Source organism: Mucilaginibacter phenanthrenivorans (assembly GCF_024721155.1).
GTDB lineage: Bacteria > Bacteroidota > Bacteroidia > Sphingobacteriales > Sphingobacteriaceae > Mucilaginibacter > Mucilaginibacter phenanthrenivorans.
Genome location: NZ_JAHVAP010000001.1, coordinates 844210 through 866596, shown reverse-complemented (window position 1 = coordinate 866596; position 22387 = coordinate 844210). Strand labels below are relative to the sequence as shown.

At 43.3% G+C, this 22387-nt stretch carries 19 protein-coding genes; 5 read left to right on the top strand and 14 right to left on the bottom strand.

The features are described 5' to 3' along the window. Window positions 1–26: 26 nt before the first annotated feature. On the bottom strand, window positions 27–2594 hold the full coding sequence (locus KXD93_RS03650; protein ID WP_258135506.1) for an alpha-L-rhamnosidase C-terminal domain-containing protein: 2568 nt from the start codon (window positions 2592–2594) through the stop codon (window positions 27–29). Window positions 2595–2744: 150 nt separating this feature from the next. Continuing rightward, window positions 2745–3110, bottom strand: coding sequence for a VOC family protein (locus tag KXD93_RS03645; protein WP_258135505.1), 366 nt, complete (start codon window positions 3108–3110; stop codon window positions 2745–2747). A gap of 236 nt (window positions 3111–3346) precedes the next feature. Between KXD93_RS03645 and KXD93_RS03640 the strand changes: the two genes are divergently transcribed. Beyond that, window positions 3347–5392, top strand: a complete 2046-nt coding sequence (locus tag KXD93_RS03640; protein ID WP_258135504.1) for an HRDC domain-containing protein — start codon at window positions 3347–3349, stop codon at window positions 5390–5392. Here the strand turns inward: KXD93_RS03640 and KXD93_RS03635 are convergent. Then, window positions 5384–6049: a peptidylprolyl isomerase gene (locus KXD93_RS03635; RefSeq protein ID WP_258135503.1), complete on the bottom strand. Its 666-nt coding sequence runs from the start codon at window positions 6047–6049 to the stop codon at window positions 5384–5386. The two genes, KXD93_RS03640 and KXD93_RS03635, sit on opposite strands and share 9 nt — an antisense overlap. A 34-nt stretch (window positions 6050–6083) precedes the next feature. On the opposite strand from KXD93_RS03635, the gene KXD93_RS03630 reads away from it, so the two are divergent. From KXD93_RS03630 to KXD93_RS03620, 3 genes are all read left to right on the top strand, one after another. Continuing rightward, window positions 6084–6536, top strand: coding sequence for a cold-shock protein (locus KXD93_RS03630; RefSeq protein ID WP_258135502.1), 453 nt, complete (start codon window positions 6084–6086; stop codon window positions 6534–6536). A 205-nt stretch (window positions 6537–6741) separates the two neighbouring features. Continuing rightward, window positions 6742–7416 (top strand): FISUMP domain-containing protein, encoded by a 675-nt coding sequence (locus KXD93_RS03625; RefSeq protein WP_258135501.1) that lies wholly within the window; start codon window positions 6742–6744, stop codon window positions 7414–7416. Between the two features lie 30 nt (window positions 7417–7446). After that, entirely contained in the window at window positions 7447–8232 is a 786-nt protein-coding gene (locus KXD93_RS03620) for a 3-keto-disaccharide hydrolase (RefSeq protein WP_258135500.1), read from the top strand. 78 nt (window positions 8233–8310) lie between these two features. Here KXD93_RS03620 and KXD93_RS03615 read toward each other — a convergent pair whose 3' ends face one another. Next, entirely contained in the window at window positions 8311–8706 is a 396-nt protein-coding gene (locus KXD93_RS03615) for a DoxX family protein (protein WP_258135499.1), read from the bottom strand. Between the two features lie 170 nt (window positions 8707–8876). Here KXD93_RS03615 and KXD93_RS03610 point away from each other — a divergent pair, with 170 nt between their 5' ends. Next, complete coding sequence (locus KXD93_RS03610) at window positions 8877–9359, top strand: DinB family protein (RefSeq protein ID WP_258135498.1); 483 nt, start codon at window positions 8877–8879, stop codon at window positions 9357–9359. A 17-nt stretch (window positions 9360–9376) separates the two neighbouring features. Here the strand turns inward: KXD93_RS03610 and KXD93_RS03605 are convergent, their stop codons facing one another. From KXD93_RS03605 to KXD93_RS03560, 10 genes are all read right to left on the bottom strand, one after another. Further along, the gene (locus tag KXD93_RS03605) at window positions 9377–10573 is read right to left on the bottom strand and encodes a DUF3179 domain-containing (seleno)protein (RefSeq protein WP_258135497.1); all 1197 of its coding nucleotides are present in this window, start codon (window positions 10571–10573) and stop codon (window positions 9377–9379) included. A gap of 114 nt (window positions 10574–10687) precedes the next feature. Then, window positions 10688–11227, bottom strand: a complete 540-nt coding sequence (locus tag KXD93_RS03600) for a carboxymuconolactone decarboxylase family protein (protein WP_258135496.1) — start codon at window positions 11225–11227, stop codon at window positions 10688–10690. Window positions 11228–11238: 11 nt separating this feature from the next. After that, window positions 11239–11814, bottom strand: coding sequence for a carboxymuconolactone decarboxylase family protein (locus tag KXD93_RS03595; RefSeq protein WP_258135495.1), 576 nt, complete (start codon window positions 11812–11814; stop codon window positions 11239–11241). A gap of 20 nt (window positions 11815–11834) precedes the next feature. After that, window positions 11835–12383, bottom strand: a complete 549-nt coding sequence (locus KXD93_RS03590) for a carboxymuconolactone decarboxylase family protein (protein WP_258135494.1) — start codon at window positions 12381–12383, stop codon at window positions 11835–11837. A gap of 92 nt (window positions 12384–12475) precedes the next feature. Then, window positions 12476–13726, bottom strand: coding sequence for an MFS transporter (locus KXD93_RS03585; protein WP_258135493.1), 1251 nt, complete (start codon window positions 13724–13726; stop codon window positions 12476–12478). Window positions 13727–13733: 7 nt separating this feature from the next. Beyond that, window positions 13734–14306, bottom strand: coding sequence for a carboxymuconolactone decarboxylase family protein (locus tag KXD93_RS03580; protein WP_258135492.1), 573 nt, complete (start codon window positions 14304–14306; stop codon window positions 13734–13736). A 558-nt stretch (window positions 14307–14864) separates the two neighbouring features. Further along, entirely contained in the window at window positions 14865–16202 is a 1338-nt protein-coding gene (locus tag KXD93_RS03575) for a glycoside hydrolase family 18 protein (protein ID WP_258135491.1), read from the bottom strand. Window positions 16203–16235: 33 nt separating this feature from the next. Next, complete coding sequence (locus KXD93_RS03570) at window positions 16236–17234, bottom strand: glycosyl hydrolase family 18 protein (protein ID WP_258135490.1); 999 nt, start codon at window positions 17232–17234, stop codon at window positions 16236–16238. A gap of 11 nt (window positions 17235–17245) precedes the next feature. Further along, a complete protein-coding gene (locus KXD93_RS03565) occupies window positions 17246–18838 on the bottom strand; it encodes a SusD/RagB family nutrient-binding outer membrane lipoprotein (protein WP_258135489.1) in 1593 nt (530 codons plus the stop codon). 32 nt (window positions 18839–18870) lie between these two features. Then, a complete protein-coding gene (locus KXD93_RS03560; RefSeq protein ID WP_258135488.1) occupies window positions 18871–22359 on the bottom strand; it encodes a SusC/RagA family TonB-linked outer membrane protein in 3489 nt (1162 codons plus the stop codon). Window positions 22360–22387 lie beyond the last annotated feature (28 nt).

Sequence of the window (22387 nt, the reverse complement as noted above, 5' to 3'; positions counted from 1 at the left end):
CCTGTCTGCACCTACTTCCCTGGTATTTACTTAACGTTTTTTGTTGAAGTTGGATCAAAAAATATTCCGCTCAATACAGGATTATCGCCACGTACCACATTGATCCGGAATTTTACCGATTTGTTATATGAATAAGTAACGTACGCACCACCAACACAATTTTCCACAATTTTTACAGGTGCAACCAGGTTGGATGTTTCCGCATCGAACATTTCAACTGCAATTTTTCTTCCCTTTTTATCCCAATCAACAAAATAGAGCGATACCTTATAATCATGCGTACCTTTTATAGTGATGGTGGAAGTGAAAGTATATCCTATCTGATCTGCGTCCATGGCATATAGACAGGCTGCCGCCCTGGGGAAGCTGTTAGCTGCATCCGGCGCCGGTGCCCTGCGATCATTAGTATTTGAAGCCCAAACAGTATTACGGGGCAGGTTGTTGCCCTTTACCTTATAGTAGTTGATGGATGAGACGTATGATGGCAAGCTTGTTTTATCTTTTCCGTTGTCGTTATAATTGCACAATGCGAAGCCATCCTTTCCGTACACCCCACCCCAATTCCCGCTGGTGGTTGTATCAATTCCAATATAACTGGCCGCATAGGATGCAACAGGCTCAGTATATTTTGGTGTAGTGCCGCTATACTTTGCAATAATCTTATAATTTCCGGGCAACATACGTGTAAAGTAGATAAACTCAGCATCCTCACTTGCACCACTGAAACCATGAACAGAATGAAAAGAACCATCCCATGCCAATACCCCGTTAATTTTAACACTGGTAATAGCCTTTCCTGCTTTTGGAATACCAATCCTGCCTATAGTTCCGGCGGGAGAAGACACCGAACACATCCCGGTAGAAATATTAAAACTTGCATTTATATTCCCCTTTAAAGTTGGTGTCTTCCCTGAAACGTTTGTAAGCGTACGGCCCAGGTGCGGAATTATATCAAAAGTGGCAAAACCGGGCGCGGTCGGTTTTATCCCGAGCACTTCCTCGCTAAGCCATTTCGTAACACCCGCCCCCCAGGGATGGCACAAGCTGGTAAAGCCGCACTGGTTGTTAGGGACCGGGCCATTCTTACCAACGAGTGCATTCCAGGAAGGGCGGTAATCTTCAAAAAAAGAAGTGCCTCCATATTTTACCTGGCCTCCCCATAGATCGCGAACGGAGCCCAATGCGTCGTCATATTTGTTCATCAGGGCAAATGCCTGGATCACAAAATACTGATTGAACGGGGAATATGAAATGCGATTTACCCTGTCGGTAAAGCTCTTTTCGTAAATCGCATCTTTTTCGCCAGTGTTGAGTAGGCCGGTTGTGATTGCATCCGCACCTGCGTGAAGACCAAAATCCCGGTACCACATCCCGCTATTCCGCAAGGCGCCAATTTTTTCAGTTGCGTAATTATTGTATTTGTCACGCAGGTCGGTCCTGCCACACATGCCCATAGCTACCGAAAATTCCTTCCAGGCGCGTATGGAAAGCATTTTATATGAATTTTGCGGTTCCGGGATATTGGGATGTTCAAATCCCGCCCCCAACCGCTCATCCCATCCGTAATATTCCAAATTTGGGTTGGTTCCATAGACTTTGTATGCATCATCAAGCTTCGCACATGCGTTGTCAATGTAATTCTTAAGTGTTGCGGTGTCGCCGGTGTATTTATAATAATCAATCAGGCTTAATACCCAATAAAGCGCATAGCTCCTGATTCCATTACTTTGCGTGGAGGTATAAGCGATGTTTTTCTTTATGAAATCATAATTTCCAAATGCCACCATCGAAGCTGCCTGCGCCGGATGTGCATCACCGGTCCAGGAAAACCTGTCGCCCCGATACATTAAAATTGCACCTAAATAGTCTTTAAGCAGGTTCAGCTTTACCGTATATGCACCCGTGTACCAGATTCGCGTAAGCAAAGTATCGCTGCACGAAAAACTTCCGTTATAGTTGGTGGGCCTTACCTGGCAAATCAATCGCAAGTTGGTAATATGCCAGGTTTTGGAAAATGATCGTACGTGGATCCAGCCAAACCTTACCCCTTCATATAACTCAGTGTTCAATTCCAGTCGATAAGTGTTTCCATGCTTTTTAGGGGGCAGTGTTTTTGGCGGATAAGTTGATGAATAAATGGGCGGTTGATTATATTCACTGATACTCATTGTTATGCTGTCAGTCAGATCAGCGCTATCAAATTCCAGCCAGCCGGCATTTTCCTGGCCAAAATCAAACCTGATGTCACCCGTACCGTTTACAGTAATGACATTGTTCTTTTTAAAATTTGTCGTGTTAAAGCTGGCCGCGTTAGATGCTGTCCAACTCCTGGGCCGTAACTGGTAGCTCTCAAGGCCGTCGGTCGCTTTTGGATTTTTCCATTTATAATTCATAACCGGGTCGGGTGAATGCGGGTTAAGCACCCCGCTCTTCGTTGCTGTTACCGGCGGATAACCTGTGATTTGTGCGCGGAGCGATCCAGGGCAACCGGCGAAGAATATAAATATAAGGATCAGTGTAACCGTTAAGAAGGCACTCTTGCGATTTTGTTTTTCAGCAATTGGCAGCACACGTACATGAGTTTGATAAATCATTAAGCAGTAAAATTACCAGGTTGTTTATAATTGGATTATAATGGTGAAATTACAGGCTTCCTATCGAAACGCACTTGCTGAAAAATGATTTTTTTTTGTAGTTTTTGATATCTGGGGGGCATTTGAATGAAACGCACCCGAATGTTTCGGCTATTTATTGAACTCACCAAAGTGCCAAAGGATTCCTGACGGGTCGTGCAGAAAGCATTCCCTGCCCCAGTAGTCCACCCGAATCGGGGTTAGTTTCACTCGCTTATATTTACCTGGAAGATCTAAGGCCACAAGTTCATTCCAATGCCGTTCGACATCTTCAACTTCCAGAAAAATCATCGAATTATCTATCCAGTCTTTGACGTAAGCATCCTGCAGATAAAATCCGAATGCTCCGGTTTTGAAATACGACATGTTATGAGCCAAAACACTTTCTGTGAACCCCAGGTCACGATAGAAACTTCTTGATATTTCATAGTTCTCAGCCCCGATAAATGGCCGGATTGATTTTGCCTTATGTTCCATAGCGTTCCTTTTTCGTTGATGATTTTAATGAAATTTACGACGGTAAAGTTTGTTTAACGCAGTAAATTTTAATAAAGATAAAAAGTTTAATGGTTATCCTTTTATCCAAGTCACAAAAACTAGAAAATCAAAACACCCGGTTTTACTCCAATTTATTTTAATAGAACACTAAAAATATTAGCATATTTTCACAACTTTGAGCCCGATAGATATTCCCTATAATAAAAACGCTTTTAATGGATACCTCCGCTAAGCCGGAACTTGATATGATTTTAGCACCAGCAGATAACATGACAGAACTAAACCCGGTGATGCAGCTGGCTTATGATTATTTAACAGATACGAACACCATAGTTTTCCTGACTGGCAAGGCAGGAACGGGTAAAACTACATTTCTGCAGCGCGTAAAGCAGGAATCAAAAAAGAAGCTGGCAGTGGTTGCGCCCACGGGAGTTGCTGCAATCAACGCCGGTGGTATGACCATCCATTCCCTATTCCAGATCCCCTTTGGGCCTATTATTCCGGGTGGAAACAGCAGACCAGATGCGCATTATAGCACTGAAAAAAAGGAGCTGTTATCAAGTTTAGAATTACTGATCATCGACGAGGTGAGTATGGTACGGCCGGATGTGCTGGATCAAATAGATCTTATCCTGCGAAACCTGAAGGATTGTGCTCATCCGTTCGGTGGCGTGCAACTTTTACTTATCGGCGATCTGTCTCAACTAAGCCCTATCATTCGCGATGAAGAATGGATCATGCTTAACCGTTATTATGCTACCCCATATTTTTTTAGTAGCCAGGTAATGCAAAAGGCTCCCTTTGTCCGAATTGAGCTTAACCACGTGTTCCGGCAGAAGGAACAGGCTTTTGTAGACATTCTGAACGAGGTCCGCAATCAAACTATCAGCAGCTCAAGCCTTGAATTATTAAATGCCCGCCACCTGCCCGGTTTTCGTCCAACAATTGAGGAGCCTTATATTACGCTAACCACTCATAATAGCCTGGCCCAGCAAATTAATAGCGAATTTGTAGAAGTGTTGGATGGAGAGGAATTTGAATTTAAAGCCACCATTCGCGGAGAATTTCCGAAGGATGCCTATCCTACTGAAACTAATCTTAAGCTGAAGATCGGCGCGCAAGTGATGTTCGTCAAGAACCACGGCTCTGCCGAAAAACTATTTTACAACGGAAAGATCGGAACCGTAATCCGGATTGAAAATGATACCGTGTTTGTTCAATGTGGAAATGAAGGCAGAGAAATAGCAGTTCAGGCTGTGGAATGGACCAATATCAAGTATCAATTGGAAGAGCAGCAGATAAGTGAAACGAACGCAGGCAGCTTTGCACAAATACCCCTAAAACTGGCTTGGGCGATCACCATTCACAAAAGCCAGGGACTGAGTTTTGACAGGGCCATTATTGACGTTAGCGAGGCCTTTACCCACGGCCAGGCCTATGTTGCCCTGAGCCGCTGTCGTACGCTGTCGGGGATGGTGCTGCGCAATCCTATTACAACCCAAAACATAATTGGTGATCCGGCAATTTCGCTGTTCAACGAACAGGCAAAAGCCCTGCAACCTGATGCCTTAAAACTTGAACAGGATCGTGAACTTTACAAGCTTTTCCTAATCTCCGAACTATTTAACTTTAATGGCCTGAAAACCAAGGTCGCAGGCTTTGAGGAACTCATACCAGATCTGCAAAAAGATATTTTGGGTGTTTCGGGAAAATTTACCCGGCAATTGGCTCCTGAGCGCGTGCAAAAAGCAGCCGTCTATTTTTATGAAAAATTAAAAAGCGCGATCGAAGTGCTACATGGGCAACTCCCCGGAATGATAGGCCAATCAAAAGAAAAAGCGGCAAAAGCCGACCGCCTAATCAATTGGATGATGGTAAGAATGGAGTTGATGGATTGTTTTTCCACTGTAGATTTCACACCGTTCACATATCTTGATCGTAAAAAGAATGGTGCAACCACCCAAACAAGCTCCTATTTGAAAATTTTGAATGCTAAACCCAATGAAAAGCTATACGATGAATTTTTAACCTGGCGGAATGTGATCGCTGAAAAAGAGCAAATAATGCCGAACATGGTTTTATCCGAAAAAACATTAGCTGCCGTCGCTGAAAAGCTTCCGTCTACTTTAAAACTTATCAGCGCGATAAAAGGCGTTGGCCCGCAAAAAACAAACCAATACGGAACCGATCTTATTACGCTTATCCGCTCCTACCAACAGAAAGAACAAGGCTCCGATACTGAACAGAAAAGTTTATTTTAACGCGTTCGCTACCTGCTTTGGTGTTAGTAAGGTTATCTTCATCCAAACTTCCTTATCCGGATTTCCATCCTTATTGACTTTTACAGCAGTTATTTTATCGATCAGATTCATTCCCTTTACAATTTCTCCGAATACGGTATAGTTTTGATCAAGCATAGGTGTACCGCCCCGGGTACGATAAACTTCCCGCTGGGATTCAGAAAAATGAACGTTGTTCTTCTTTTCAATGGCATTCAGTTGTTCATCTGTGTAAGTCCGACCATCTACGATATAGATCTGCGTTGTGAATGATTCCTTCGCCTTATTATCATCACGCCCCATTGCCAATACTCCTCTTTTATGATATAAAGCGGCGTTAAACTCAGGTTTGATCCATTTTTGTTCGGGCTTTAAGGTTTTTGATTTATCATAAAGCGAATCGGGGTCGCCACCCTGGATCACAAATCCTTTTAAGATCCGGTTGAAGGTCGTCGCGTCGAAATAGCGACTTTTTACCAACCTGATAAAGTTATCGCGATGTATAGGCGTTTCATCATATAGTTTGATTATACAGGATCCTTGCGCGGTTTCAATTTTTACAAATTGATTTTTTAGCTGCGCGTTTGCAGTAGTTATTGCCATGAAAAACATGGCCAGGAAGATCATTTTATTTTTCATTTCCTAAATTAAATAAAAATGTGTATATTCAACTATGGGTAGATCAGTAGAAACATTTAGTAAAAAAGAACGAGAGAAGAAAAAATCTAAAAAACAACAGGACAAAAAGGAAAAGGCAGAAGACAGGAAGGCCAATTCCGGAAAGGGTAAAAGCCTGGAGGATATGATGGCTTACATTGATGAGAATGGCAATATTTCATCAACACCGCCCGATCCGTCGAAAAAGAAAAAAATTGCAGCCGAAGATATTCAGATCTCGGTATCCAAGCAGGCTGAACTTAGCCCCGAGGAACTGATCAGGAAAGGTGTTGTTTCCTTTTTTAATGATTCAAAGGGATATGGCTTTATAAAAGATTTACAAAGCCAGGAAAGTGTCTTTGTACATGTAAATGCTTTGGAAGAAGCTATTAAGGAAAACGATAAAGTTACCTTTGAAACGGAGCAAGGACCGAAGGGATTGAGTGCTATAAAGGTAAAGAAGCAATAGACTGACTTCAAGGAGTATTAGCTTTGTAAGTAAAATACAAGATTGTTGCCGACAATGTAAATTTGTCTCTTTTAAAAATTCTAACCTGTGAAGGTTGGCTGCTAAGCCCGATGTTAAATATCGGGCTTTATCGTTTCTATTCCAGCTCTTGTGATTAGGAAAGTAATTCTATAATTTATTACTTTTATCAACCCAATCAATTAAAATGAAACGATCGTTACTCGCTCTCCTGGTAGCAATACTTTGTTTTAGCAGCTGCAAGAAAAATAACATTAATAAAACTACAGCAAAAACCGACCCGCCAAATACCGTCACAATAAACGGCACTTTATATCCCACCGCTGTAATAGCCGAAAAAACATGGACGGTACGAAATTATAATGGCGCGGATGGGGTTGATTATATTGAGGGGCATAACGACACGACAAAGGGCAAGCTGTATACTCAGTCAGAAGCCAAAGCCATTAAAGTGCCGATTGGTTGGCGTTTACCTTCTCAGGCAGATTATAACACCTTGCTTGATTTGATCGGCAATTTATCAGATGGAAACGGACACTATATTGGTAATGACAACTCTAAGCCGCAAATGTTAATTTCGACAAGTGGTTGGGATTATGGAAGTGGCACCAATGCAACCGGTTTTAATGCGCACCCGGCCGGGTATTACGCTGTTGATTCCGGCGATGCTATTTACTTGGATGCCGGTTGGTCGACCCATTTGGTTACTTCTTCTACCTATCCTGCTGGTGATTCAATAGGCGCAGGTGCTGTATGGATAATAATTTATGAAGATGCCTATAGCCGGTTAGGTGCAGGTGAGAACTCCGGCACAACCTCACCGGCAGATCGAGGATCAGTTAGGTTTGTTAAAGATAATTAGTACTAATATTCCTATAAAAGTTAAACCCAAATGAGAAACAGCTTAATTTTAACTGCGTCGATGTTGTGCATTGTCGCTTTTGTCCAGGGTCAAACGCAAACGTCAGCCATCAGGAAGGCAAATATTCCATCTGCAAATCCAAACAATGCCGAGGTTTATGCGCCATTGCCAAACGTTGTTGTACCCGGGAAAACCTTTAGTAACGCTCCCTCTGATGCGATCATTTTATTTGATGGAAAAAACCTGGATGAGTGGACTTCTGCAGATGGTAAGTCCCCGGCAAAATGGACGGTGGCAGATGGCATCATTACCGTAAATAAGGCAACCGGTGATATCGAAACAAAAAAACAATTTACCAGCTACCAATTACATATTGAATGGAGGATCCCTGCAAATATTGCCGGCGAGGGCCAGGAACGGGGTAACAGCGGTGTGTTCTTGTCGGGCAAGTATGAAATTCAGGTACTGGATAATTCAAATAACGACAACAAAACCTATGTTAACGGAATGGCGGGCAGCATATACCGGGAGGCTATCCCTTTAGCAAACCCGGAGAAAAAACCCGGCGAGTGGAACGTCTATGACATAGCTTATACTGCTCCTGAATTTAATGATAATGGCTCGGTAAAAACGCCTGCCCGTGTAACCCTATTCTTCAATGGTGTATTGGTTCAAAATAACCAGGAAGTCCAGGGTTTTACTTCAACAGATACAAAACATGTTTATGAAAACCATGGACCGGCCCCACTTAGGTTGCAGGCACATGGTGATAAAAGCTTGCCTATCAGCTACCGAAATATCTGGATAAGGGAATAATAAATACTTACCTCTGTTATAACAAAGAAGCCTTTCCTCTGGAAAGGCTTCTTTGTTTAGGATATCTCATCAAGTAAATTAGTCTTGTTTTCTTATCGGCAATATTTTGTGCAACTCAGGAATACGCAGGTAAAGCCCCAGCCAAACCAGCAAACCGAAAACCGAGGCAAAATATAATTGCTGCTCTGCCCGAATCATTATAGCAATGGCGCCGCCGAGGTAACCTGTCAGCAAAATCGCACCGAGGATTGACGTCCGCGGAATTAAGTAAAGAATCGTACTGATCAGTAATGCTATCCCGATGCCCTGGATGGCATGTTCCGGCCACCCCAATTGAACTGATCCTTTTACTGAATGCTCTTCCTTAATGATTTTGGTGATTGAGTCGAAAAGGAAGAAAAGGATACAAAGGCCGCTGATTATCCAGCCGATGCATAATGAAGCTTTTGATGGTGTTGAATTTCCGGTTTCCATAATTTTAGGTTTTAATGAATAAATCTACAAAACAAATCTATTCCTATTTACCTAACATTAAAGATGGAGAACATGCCGATCAAAGGGGGAAATCAGGCCATTATAACGCCCGAATATAGATTGATGCCCAATACGATTATACTAACTGTCAATTCCTTAAATTTATAGGTATGAAAAGTATCCTTATCTCTCAGTACCAGGCATCCTTAAAAATGATACTGAAGACCATTGAAAAGTGCCCGGATGATTTATGGGAAAACAACACCTATGAAAATGCCTACTGGCGGATTGTTTACCACTCGCTTTTTTATACGGCGTTATATTTATCTGAAAGCGATGACACATTTGTTCCTTGGACGAGACATATCTTTAACTATAACGTATTAGGGTTTGTTGACCATGAAAATAATCCAATCGTTATCCGGGATGCCTATTCAAAAGCAGACATGATAAGTTATGCGGATGCTATCTTAAACAACCTTGATGAATTGGTAGTTAATTTAGATACCACAGGTAACAGCGGCTTTGAATGGTTGCCGATGAGTAAGATGCAACTGCATATATACAATATCCGGCATTTGCAACACCATGTAGGGCAGTTAGTAGAACGCCTTCATCAGAACGATGTTACCGGAATTCATTGGGTAAGATGAATTTAGTACGCTCATATTTAATCAAATTTTGTTAATGGATGAAAATGCTTCCACGAATGCAAATATTCCTGGTAAGCCTGGATCTTGCCTAATTGCGCGCCTTTGTTTAAGCCCGCCGTGCACAGGCCATCCCAGTTCCAGGTAGATGCGGTTTCCTTATCAGTCAATGAACCTGTGGGATCGATGCTGAAGTGCAGTGCTTTACCATTTACCGTCCTGTTTAAAACGTGATAGCTGAGACTATCCTTCTCTAACCCAACCATCAGAGGAGTATTTGCCAGGCTATCACTCAATAATTTCGCCTTAGCAAGTTTGCGCCAATTGTAAGCCTTGGCCTGCCCGTTTACAATTACGCCAACAACCCAGCTTTTCCGGTATACGGTATCCTTGTTTTTTATTGTGCTGTCCCTGTCTGCAGCCTGTAGTCGATCGTAGTTTTTAAGATCATCATAATCTGCCTTATAATCTTTATCCGGTTGCAGGATCAATGATGCCGGATGCTTTGCCAGCCATGCACTTAAAGTAGACTGCTCATATGGCAATTCGGTTAAATGCTGACCTTTTAGCGGTCCCGCTGCCGCATTACCGGTAGCCTGGTACCACCAGGTTTTGGTATCAGCATCTTCAATTACGGCATTGTAGTGCCTCGCTCCCACCAACCGAAACTCCTGTTTTTTGCCATTGACAATTGGGCTATAAACCCGCCCGGTGCGGCACATGGTACAATAAGTTACTAGCACGGGTTCGCCGCCTACATTATCCTGTACCTTGTGGTGATATCCTAAATAAATAAGTGGATACGCCTTTGCTACACCATTATTAACTATCCCAACCACCACAAAACGCTCCGGGACTTTATTGTGTATAGCATTGGCAAATTTTACCGTGCCGGGTTCCCTGAACATTGTTTCAGCCTTGTACAGCACATCGCTCACATAAAAGCTTCCGAGGAATAAAAGCAGCGCTACAATTTTTATTATTTTATTTTTTGTTGAGTTTGCTGCAAAGTATTTGATGATGTAAAACAAAACCATCAGCGCCCCGACAATCCGTAACGGTGTAACAATTTTTTCGAGGTAATACGATACGGTTATCGCATTAAGGTCCTGGCTGCCGGGGAATGGCATTAATAAGTAAGCATGTACCAGCCCCGGGATCAGTAGCAAACAGAAACCTATCCAAAACACCCGCGGGTTCGTTTTATTATCTCTCATTTAAATATAATTGGTGGTTTGAATATAGTTATTCAAAATTACTTATCAAGTATTGAATACAGAATCCTAATTTGTCCGGCCATTTTTTCTAGTCTCTAGTCTCTAGTCTCTTGACTAACTCTTCCCGTATCCAACAAAAGCCATTCGTTCGCCCATTTCCTTGTAAGCTTCATTAGGTTGTGGCGACCAGGTGCCCAAACCGTCTACATATCTGTTGAACATGCAAAACGCGGCTGCAATGAGCACAGTATCATGGATCTCGCTGTCTGTCGCACCCTGTTCGCGGGCTGCTGCAACATCGGCGTCTGTTACGTTTTTACCGGCTCTTTGAACCTGGTGTGCAATATTTAGTAAAGCCCTCAGTTTATCAGATACTTCAGTATTGGGTAACCCCGCTTTAATATCGTTGATCAGGTTAAGTCCGCTATCCAAATGAGCGGCAGCTGCGGCGGCATGCGAGGTATGACAAAAATGGCATTGATTCCACCACGAAACCGATGCTGCTATTATTTCACGCTCCCCGCTGGTAAGGCTTGATGGGCCGCGTAGCAGGGTTTCAGCAAGATCAAGTAATGGTTTTGCCGTTTCGTGGCGATAGTTTAAAAGGCCTACTATGCCTGGTAGTTCTTCATTTTTTAACGCTATATGTGCCATTGTTTTTTTCGTTAGATCCCGGTTAATTCCATTTCGCTTACTTTTTTGGGCGGCGTAAGATAGCCTTCACGTGCGCGTTGTTCGCCCATTTTATCATATAATTCGCCGTTGTTGGGTTGCCATGTGGCAAGCCCGTCTACATAACGGTTGTACATGCAAAATGCGGCAGCGATTAATACGGTGTCGTGAATATCAAGATCAGTGGCGCCCTCGCTACGGGCAAATTCAACATCCGCATCGGTAACATTTTTACCACCCGATTGCACCTTTGCGGCAATTTTCAACAAAGCCTTTAACTTGTTGCTGACTGGCGCGGTGTCCGGATTGGCTAATACCTGTTTTACAATTTCCGCATCATTACCTAACTGGTGTTTGGCTATAGCACCATGAATGTTGGTGCAGTAAAAACAGGTATTCAGGTTTGATGTATAGGTAGCTATCAATTCCCGCTCACCTGCTGAAAGCGATGGATGTGGGTTATGAAGCATTGCTTGTACCAATGCGTTCAAAGGCGCAGCAGTTTCGGGCCGGTAAACAAATAAGCTTCGGATGCCCGGAAAATCATTTGATAAATTAATGTGTGGCATATTATAATAATTTACTGATTCTATTTATAAACGCTCGATTGATAGCCCTCTTCTGCCCGGCGTGGCGCTCTTTCTACATAAAATTGTTTGTCCTGCGGGGCCCAGGTGCCGAGGCCGTCGACATAGCGGTTAAACATGCAGAACGAAGCGGCTATTAACACCGTATCATGGATTTCAATGTCAGTGGCGCCCTCAGCTTTTGTTGCTTCAATTTGAGCCGATGTTACCTGCTTCCCTCCTTTTTGAACACTTTCAGCTATGCTTAACAAAGTTTTCATCTTTGGAGAGATCTCTGCCGACCTGAAATCCTGTTTTATATTTTCGATCTCGCCAATATCACATTGCATGTAATGCCCGGCTAAAGCACCATGAACATTCTGACAGAAAAAGCAATCATTGAGATATGATACGTAGGTGCCGATGAGCTCGCGTTCCCCACGGGTTAAGGTGTTATTGTCGTTTCTCAGCAGTGTTTCTGCAAGCAAATTTAATGGCTCAGCTATTTCCGGCCGATAAGCCATCAATCCACGGATGCCGGGTAAATCATTATCAAGCTGGATATGTGCCATATTTTAGTTTTTATAAAGCTCCTTTTTATCGTCTATATCTGTTTCTTAATCGCTAATTCACTAAATCACTAAATCGCAAATTCACTAATTGCTTACTGATGATCGGCCGGTTGAATATTTTTAGCGAACAACACAATGAATAACCCCGGCAAAAACACCAGCGAAAAAATAAACAAAGCATTGCTGTATCCGCCAAGGACTATTACCAATACGCCAACAAACAACACCGCTGCCGCGGTAAATAAGCGACCTGCATTAAAACAGATCCCGGTGGCGGTCGCCCGCACCCCTGTTGGAAACAATAACGGGATGTATACTGACAAAATTCCCTGGCTCGCCCCAAAAAATAAGGCAAGCAAGACAATTTCAGCATAAATAATTCCCGAAAACCCGGCATTGGTTTTAAATAACAGGAACGCCATGATGGTGCACACCGCAAAGCTGGCAATAAGCGATTTTCGTAACCCCATTAAATTTACCAGCCAGCCGGAGAAAAAGCCCCCGGTTAAACCTCCCATTCCAAGGCACATCATGCTTAAGCCACGTTGTTCGTGCGAATCACCTTTAATCAAGCTCCCGATCCATGTTGGCATCCATGAAAAAATAGCCCATAGCCCTATCAACATCGTTCCAAAAATTAAGGAACCGATAAGCAGAGATTTCCTGTTTGTAGCCGAAAATAATTGATCTGCTGCTTCCTGCTTGTTTAATCGTTCAGACTTATGCTTTTCCCATAAACCCGACTCACCAATAAAAAAGAAGGTAAGCAACGCCAGCAAAACCGGAACAATGCCGATGAAAAACCCTTGCCGCCATGAGCTAACAAAGAAATTAATAGCCCCTGCAGAGAAGATGCCAACCGGGAACGAAATTGATAATATGCCGGTGTAAACAGCTTTCGTTTTCTGCGGCCATACTTCGCTCAGTAAAGTAAATGCTATAACCAACTCCCCGCCCACGCCAAAACCGCTGAAGAAACGGCATATCATAATACCATACCAATTGGTCATGAACCCGGTAAGAATGGTAAATATGCCATAACTGGCAACAGCCAGTATCAGCGCTTTTTTTCTGCCTGTTTTGTCGCTAATTGCACCCCAAAGGAACCCGCCGATGGCCCATCCGAAAATGAACAATGAATTGATAGATCCGCTTAAATAATTTAGTTCTTCGGGGCTTTTGTGGCCCTGCATCTCCTTCACAACGTCGGGTAAATAAACCGACATTAATGTGGAAACTGCGCCGCCAAAAGCCGTACTTACAAAACTGATTGTAAACAACGCAAAAAGTTGAGTTCGCTTTACTTGTGTCTTTTCGGCTAAGTCGATTGTTAATGCTTCCATGTTACTATTAATTTGAGACTTGCTTTTTCAGGTGATCATAACCTTGGGGCAGGCGCGCGTAACCGTGATTCTTCAGTCTGTCGGCCAGTACATTAAAATAACCTGCGTCGGCAGGCAATGCTGTATCTAATCCATCAACATATTTATTGTACAGGCAAAAAAGACCGGCAATAAGAACAGTGTCGTGGATCTCCAGGTCGGTTGCGCCCTCGGCCTTTGCCTTTTCTATGTGGGCCGGTGTAACAAGCTTACCACTTTCCCGAACCTTGTCGGCAATTACCAACAATGCCTTCATCTTTTCACTTACGGGCGCCGCTGAAATATTGGTTTTAACCAGTTCGGCAGTTACGGTATCGCCCAAAAGCACATCAGCCGCAGCGGTATGGGCTGCGGTACAGAACTTGCATTTATTGCCGTTTGATACTACTGTTGCTATAAGCTCACGCTCGCCCTCCGTAAGTGACGACGGGCCGCGAAGCAACAGTTGTGTAAGATCGCGAATAGGTTCGGCGGTGTCTCTTCGGTATTCCAACAGGCCGGTAATTCCTGGTAAATGTTCTTCAAGCGGTATATGTGGCATAGTTTGAATGAATTATCGGTTGAACGACTTTAGAAAAATACCTACACAATAATAAACGCACGGTGAATGTAAATTCATGACAACAGGCTTATCGGTATTATAACTGGTTTGTATAAGGTTCTTAAAGATGAGTTTAAAAGATTGTATTTCAAAATTATTTTAAATGATATTTTGAATAAATAGCCTGGCATATTCACTCATAAATAATATATGCGGCTCAGAAATAAACACACCCGAAAAGACCAAGTGTAAGCAACATAGCGTTCCAAAGCGTTCCGTTTTTACAAGTGGAACACCCGGAACGCTGCGGAACATCCTCATTGTCAGATGTTATGACTTTTACAAAGAATTGCAAGTGGCTGATAAAAAGAACTATCCACCAAAATTTATGTCGAACTCAGGTTAATTAAATCAATATTATCGCAATATAAATTCATAGGTGATGCTGCTATAGCAGATCCCTTAAAAAGCAAAAACCGGGATTGAATGATCAACCCCGATTTTGCGCCTCAACTTTTCTTAACTATTATTACCAAAACTTGTTAAGCATCTCTAAATTTACTTTTGCGCATTAAATATGGCCGACAAAAGTGAATTTGCACCCAGTACGTCGTAATCCTCGGCCCATAAATACGATCCCTTAAAACCGTTATTTTTAACCCAGGTAGCTTTTTTCGTGATCAGCGGAACGCCGTTAAAATAAATGCCCTGCCCCATGTTGGTTTCCTCTTTACCAAACGCAGTCGGGTCAAAGGCTAAAATATCTTTGTAGGCGGCGTAGCTGTATGAACCCCAGCTCAGGTTGTTGCCACTACCGTCCAGTTCATCGTAACGTAAGCCAAAGGCAGGCATACCTACAACAATTTTGTTGGCCGGTAAATGGAAATTAGTCCAGATCTGTGCGCTCGATACCATGAAATCATAGCTGGATGATTGGCCAACAGGAGCTCCCGGCCCAATGTGAATATTGTCTTCAAATGCGTGGATGTTCACCCAATCTGCTGATGAAAGATCCGGGTATCCCCAATGCTGGTAATTAACTGTTACTGTAACTGTGATAATTTTACCGGGCAGTGCTGCACGCAACGCCGCTAAGAATGGCGCAATTGCAGCCATATTATCCGGTGTTTGTCCGGAGTTAATATCAGTCATCATGATATCAACGCCATCCATGCGTTTGTTGGTCACATAGGTTTTAACTGAATTCACCAGCGCCGCTCTCGAAGTAGGGTTGATTATAGCCGTTCCGAAATCATTGGTTTCGTAGATGGCCCAGCCGTCAATGCCCGATAGCCTGCCGCTGATGCCCATTATAATAGGAATACCATTGATGTGTGATCTTGCCACCAATTCATCAGCAGTTTGATTGATCTCGCCCGTGGACACATCAAGGCTGCCATCAGGAGATACTAAACCAACCTTATAGGCCACGTGGCTGACAATTCCCCAGTTGATATTAGCAGCTGCACCAGCGCTTGTTAAATAAGCCATGGTAACCTTGTCGAAGCTTTTAAGGGTATAGGTTGTAGGATTTACCAAAACCTTTGTGCTGCGCACGCTACTATCACCGTTATAGGTAATTTTTAGCTTTATGGTGAACTCACCGCCGCCGGTTGGCTTAAAATTAAAGGCGGTATCACTTGAAGCTTGTACTCCATTTACCATCCAGCTGATTTTTACTTTTCCGGCCGGTGTATATTGAATCCCGCTAAACTTTGCAGTTTCACCCTCGCTGATGATCCTGTTGCCCGCAAAATCACGCAGGTTATCAAAGATCCTTGGCGAAATCGGGTTAGCCGCTTCTTGTTGAGCAACTTCGTCCTTTTTACAACCTGCAAACGCAAATAGCACCATTACCAGTAGCAATGGATACCTGAATTGTTTTAATTTTTTCATTTCTTATTTTTTTTAAATATTATACCCGGCGCTTTAGTTCGCAGGGTTTATAGTAGCGTTTATAGTAGTTAATAATGATTTGCTGCCTGTAGCGTCCTGCATAAGCTGCCATACCATAACCCCGCCCGCACTTTTAAGGGCAAGCGTTGTTTTATTTTTTATGGTTGATGTACCATTGTAATAAATAATGCCGCCGCCGGTAACCGTAACCTGGTCAGAATTTTCTGACCCCGGATATTGAATCACCAGGTCATGGAAGCTGATATCAGATGGTGCACCTGTGCCAAAACCGTAACCGTAAAAAGGTAAGCCAAGGCTGATCTTCTCCTTAGCTATTCCCCTGGTATTTGTCCAGTAATCCAAATCAGATACCGCCATATCATAAGGCGAATGCTGACCCGGATTTGCCGGGTTCCACGGTCCGGTTTTATCATACGACATTATATTTACAAAATCGTACTTAGCCAGGGCATTATCTGTATACTGTGATTTATAAGCGGTGGCAATGGCAGATGTGAGCAATTTGCTTTTTGGCTTTAAGGCCGATGAAAGTTGTGTAACAAACGCTTCGTAGTTGTTATCTATCCGTTCACCCTCAAGGTCCACATCTACGCCATCGAGGTTATTATCAGTAACCAGCTTTACCAATTTGTTCACAAAATCACTACGCATGGCATCGCCCAATAGCGAAGTATAATAGGCCGGGGCCGAACCACCACCTATGGATACTAACACTTTTACCTTTTTTGCGTGCGCGGCATTTACCACATCACTTAATCCCGACGGAATGGTAAAAACGCCATTCCCATCCGGATTTATAAAGGCGATGTTTAAATGCGTTATGGTGCTAAAATCAAAAGCTGCGCCGGTACCGTCAGCAAGGCTATAGGTTGGTAAGTAACCAACCACCCTGAAATCGGTATTCTTCTTCGTGGCTACAGGCCCGTCAACCTTTGCACTGCCTTTATTGCAACCTGTAACCAGCGTTATCAATAATATGGCTACCCAAAATTTGTTCAAACTTTTCATCATTCCATTATTTGTTATTGTTTATCCCACCAAACCCTTGCATTCCAGTCGTCAGTTCCGCCAAGAGCCGTAATTGCTTTAGCTATGTTGGCCGAATTTTGTTCGGTTTCTGTTAATGGATATTCAAACCTGCGTGGTGTTGTTGTACTGGTTGATTCAGCAGTAACAGCAGGCACTAAAACCGGGAAGCCGGTCCTGCGCCATTCGGCATAAGCTTCAGGGCCATTTAACAATAAGGCTGCCCAAAGCTGGGTATCTATCATCTGTAATTCCTTACCTGGCGCTAAAGGGTTATCGGTTTTAAACTGCTGGATCTGTGCGTCAGTAATAACCGGTCCGTTTTTAAATAATGCCAGTTGCTGGCAAGCTGCTGCCATCCCGTTGTGGTAATGCGTTGCAGCGTCGGCACCCAGGCTTAAGCCCCAGCGTTGAGTAGCCTCAGCCAATAAAAACTCTACTTCGGCATACGTTAAATGCAGATAAGGTGCATCATTGGTGATCAGGAAATCAGCCAGTTGTGCTTTCTGGCCATTGTTTGGTACAGAAACTGTTCCGTGGCCGGCAACATCAACATTTATCGATCCTAAATAATCATCGTAATTGTATTTGCCTGGCCCTACTCCTATTAACCCAATTTGCGCCTTTACGCCATCGGTAACGTCAATCCTTTCAGATGGCTTGTCTGGGTTTACCCAATAATCACGGGCGATGTATTGTAACCGGGGGTCGTTTGTTCCCTTCATTTCGTCAATCAGGGTATTACAAACCCGTGGGCGACCATCGTCAGGATATTGGTTTATAGCTACCGAAACGCCATTGCCACGAATATCGCTATAGCTATTCTGGATATCTGCATGTTGGGTTTTGCAAATATCATCGTTGCTGGTAAACACGCCGGCAGCATAGGCAGCCATAACTTCGGTTTTAGCCTTTTCAGGATCAATTTTGCTTAGGCGCATTGCCAGCCTTAATCTCAACGAGTTAGCAAACTTCTTCCACGCAGCAATATTTCCCTGGTAGTAAATGTCCTTTGGAACAGCATCTTTTGTTGCATCAAGCTTAGCTACTGCAGCAGTTAATTCTGTAAAAAAGTTGTCATAAATATCCTTTTGGGTGTCAAAAGCGGGCCTTACTACACCTGTTGTGTAAGCTTTACCGGCCTGTGAATAAGGCACATCGCCATAAAGGTCTGTTATTCTCGAAAAAATGTAAACCTTCATGATGCGGCAAATGGCATTTAGGTTACTTTTTGTTGCATCGCTTGCTGTACGGTCAACCGCGTCGGTAATATTTAGTACATCATTCGGGTATCCAAGCTCCCACAGTTCGCTCATGTACTGCTTGTTTTTGATGTATTCAAAGCCGTACCTGTTATAATAAGCCCCGCCAATTTGCTGTACCAGCGGCATGGTCATTATTATGGTGGTACGCTCATTAATAGTAAGCTCACCCGAGAATCTCAATTGTACCAGTGCTAACTGGTTGGCCGGGTCGAGATTACTTGATTTTGTTGGATCAGTATTCACGTCACCAAATTTTTTACATGATCCCAATATCAACAGTATCAACATTGGTATTATCATCCGTTTTGTTAAATCTCTTTTCATTTTATATGTGATAATTGTTGATGTTTAAAATTTTAAATTAAGGTTAAAACCCCAGCTCTTTCTTGAGGTAATGAACCATATTCCAATCCCTGTCCGTTACCGTTGTTATAGTTGGAGTCGGGGTCAACATTCGGTACATTTTTATGAATAATAAATGGATTACGCGCAACTAACGCAACTGTAATATCCTTTATATGCCATTTTGAAGTTAACGACGCCGGGATCTGGTAGCTGGCGGTTATTTCGCGCATTTTGATATAGCTGGCATCGTAAATAAATGGTGTTGCTATGCCGTTACCATCGCTGTAATAGTTGGCCCAATAAACTGATGGATCAAGCGCTTTGGTGTTGCGGGCATAAATCGGGTTCCCTTTTGCATCGGTTCCTGTTTGAACCACGCCTTGCGGTACATATCCCTGCACTTTTCCCGCAGCCGCCCATTGTTCAGCTGACATCCCAGCTGTTTGGCGGGCTTCTTCCGATTTTATCCATTCGGCACGGCCAGGCAGGGTAGCCAGGCTGCTTCCCCTTATCACATCGAACAGGTTGGTCATGGAGAACAGGCTTGAGCCATGTTTGATGTCGATAACAAAGGTTAACCCGAAGTTTTTATAGTAAAGCGAGTTTGTTATACCACCGGTCCAGTCCCAGGTGCCTTTACCCAATACGGTACGGTCGGCGCTTTGTACAGGCGCAAGGGTAACAGGATCGAGTATAACATTGCCATTCGGATCCTTTTGATAGCCATATCCAAGGATGGAACCATAAGCCGCACCTGGTTTTGCAACTACAGATACGCCGAGCCAGCGAGCGTCGGACAAGGTAAGATACGGTACACCTGCAGCGAGCGATTCAACAGTATTCACGTTACGCGCAAAATTCACGCTTACATTCCAGTTGAAATTTTTAAAAGCCAACGGTTTGCCTGTTAGCATTATTTCAACACCTTTATTATCAACTACCCCCGCGTTTATGATCTCCTGTGCAAATCCCGAAGAGAAAGGCAGCGCAACTACGTTGATCTGATCTTTTGATTTAGAAGTGTAGTAAGTAAAATCAAGTCCTAACCTGTCGGTAAAAAACTTCAGTTCGGTACCTGCCTCAAAGCTGGTGGTACGGGTTGGCTTTAAATTTTTGTTAGGTAATATAGTCGTCGCAATGCTGCCTAACGATTGTCCGTTAAAAGTTTGCGGATATAAGTTGTAGTATAAATTAAGCTGGTATGGATCGGTATCATTACCTACTTCAGCGCCTGATAATCTTATTTTACCGAATGACAGGATCTTTTTATCGATCTTAAACGCGTCGGTGAAAACAAAACTGCCTGCCAAAGACGGGTAAGTATAGGTGTTGTTGTTTACCGGCAACGTTGAGGACGCATCTCTGCGTAAGGTTGCATCTAAATATAAAAAGCTCTTATATGCAGCGGTGAATAACCCATATATCGAGTTTGTTTGCTTGCGGTAACGATTTTCAACGATAGTTTTATCTGAAAAACTGTTAACACTAACCACATCAGTGACGGTCATATCGATATTATACCCGGTAGTACCAGGATTATCAATTCTCGAAATACTGGTACCCAGTCTTGCAGATAACCATAATGACGGCGTAACCTGCTTTTGAACAGACAATAATAGGTCAGCTTCAGTTGTTTGCAGCTTTTGGTTGATGTCATCCAGCTCACCCGTTAATGAACCGGGAGTTGAAATCGGGCTGAATTTGGTATAATCAAAATAGGTAAAATCTGTTGAAGCCCTGCCCTGCAAGCTTAACCAACTGGTAATGTTATAATTTCCGGTTGCACCTGCTATAACGCGGTTCTTGGTGGTTTCATTCTTCATCTTGTTGATCACCCAATATGGGTCAAGGCGATATTGACCGCCGCCCCAATCAACATAATTACCCTCAACATCCTGGTAGCCTTGCTTAAAATAAGCCTGGTCAACGTTGTTAGCCAAACCGATGAAGTTATTACCAATATTACCCGGATCGTCAGCTAACGATGGGCGGTTAACCACATCTTCATTCATGTACATCAACCGGGCCTCCATGGTTATTTTGCTGCCGAATTTTGAACTCCCGCTAAAATTGAAGGAGTTACGCCTCATGTGGCTTCCGGGTAAAATGTCATTGTTCCTCATATCCGAGGCTGATAGCCGGAATGAAGTAACATCATTTGAGTTGGAGAATGCAACTGTATTGGTAAATGTTGAACCGGTACGAAAGAAATTCTGAATATTGTCCTTTACCAAAGCATAAGGCCTGTATTTGCCATCGAAGCCAATTACCTGCAGGTTAGGATCTAAACGCGGACCGAAATTATTGAACAGCGTATTTTTAGCCTGGTCAGCAGCCACAACTAGTTGTTCGCCGGTGCCCTGTCCGTAAATATACTGATTGCCATCTTCGTGGGTTAACTGGGTTTCAATTGATGAAGTACTGTTGTATTCAATACCCAGCTCCTTCTTATTACCGCCTTTTTTTGTGGTGATCAAAATAACACCGTTTGCAGCGCGGCTGCCATATAATGCCGAAGCCGAAGGCCCTTTCAATACACTGATCTTATCGACATCATCCGGGTTGATGGCTGAAATGGCATCGCCAAAATCCTGCCCGCCCGAATATTTTCCGCCACCCACCTGGCCGTAGTTCGAATTATCGATAGGCACACCGTCTACTACATAAAGCGGTTGGTTATTGCCTGTGATACTGGTATTGCCGCGAATGATCACACGTGATGATCCTGCCGGGCCGCCTGCGCCGCCGGTAATAACCAAACCTGCTACCCTGCCCTCTAATGAGTTAATAATATTAGGCTCACGTGCTTTTTTCAGATCATTGCCATCAACTTCCGAATAGGCATACCCCAAAGCACGTTCCTCGCGTTTGATACCCAGAGCTGTAACTACTACTGTTTTTAACTCTGTGCTGTTTGGTTTGAGGGTGATAGTAAGATTTTTTTCCTTGTCGGAAGCTGTGATCGTAGTCGGATCAAAGCCAAGCATTTTAAATACAATCACATCGCCGTTATGAGCCTCTATCACAAAGTTACCCTCGCTGCCGGATGACACCGATTTTTGTGTTGTGGTATTGGCAATGCTCACACCCGGCAAAGGCAAATGATCGTTGTCAAATACCTTGCCCGCCAGCTGAAAAGCCTCCGAACCCTTTTGCGTTTTGATCGCTTTGATCATGATGGTTTCGCCATCAATTTTATAATTGATACTTATTTGTTTGGCAACCATGCCAATAACCTGTTCAAGATCTTTATTGCTTACTTCCAGGGTGATCTTTCTTTTAAGATCGATATCCTCCGGGTTGTAGGTGAAATGAACTTTGGCAGCATCTTCTATCTGCCTGATAACGGTTGATACGGTTGAGTTTTGCCAGTTAAATGAATACAAACCCTTTGAACGGGACTGCGCATAGGTTGTTGTTGAGATAATCAACAACAACACTGCCGCCATCCGGAGCAATATTGGTTTGGAAAGTAATTTACTGAGTAATTTTTTTTGCATAGTGATTAGTTTTGAGTTGGTTGATTGT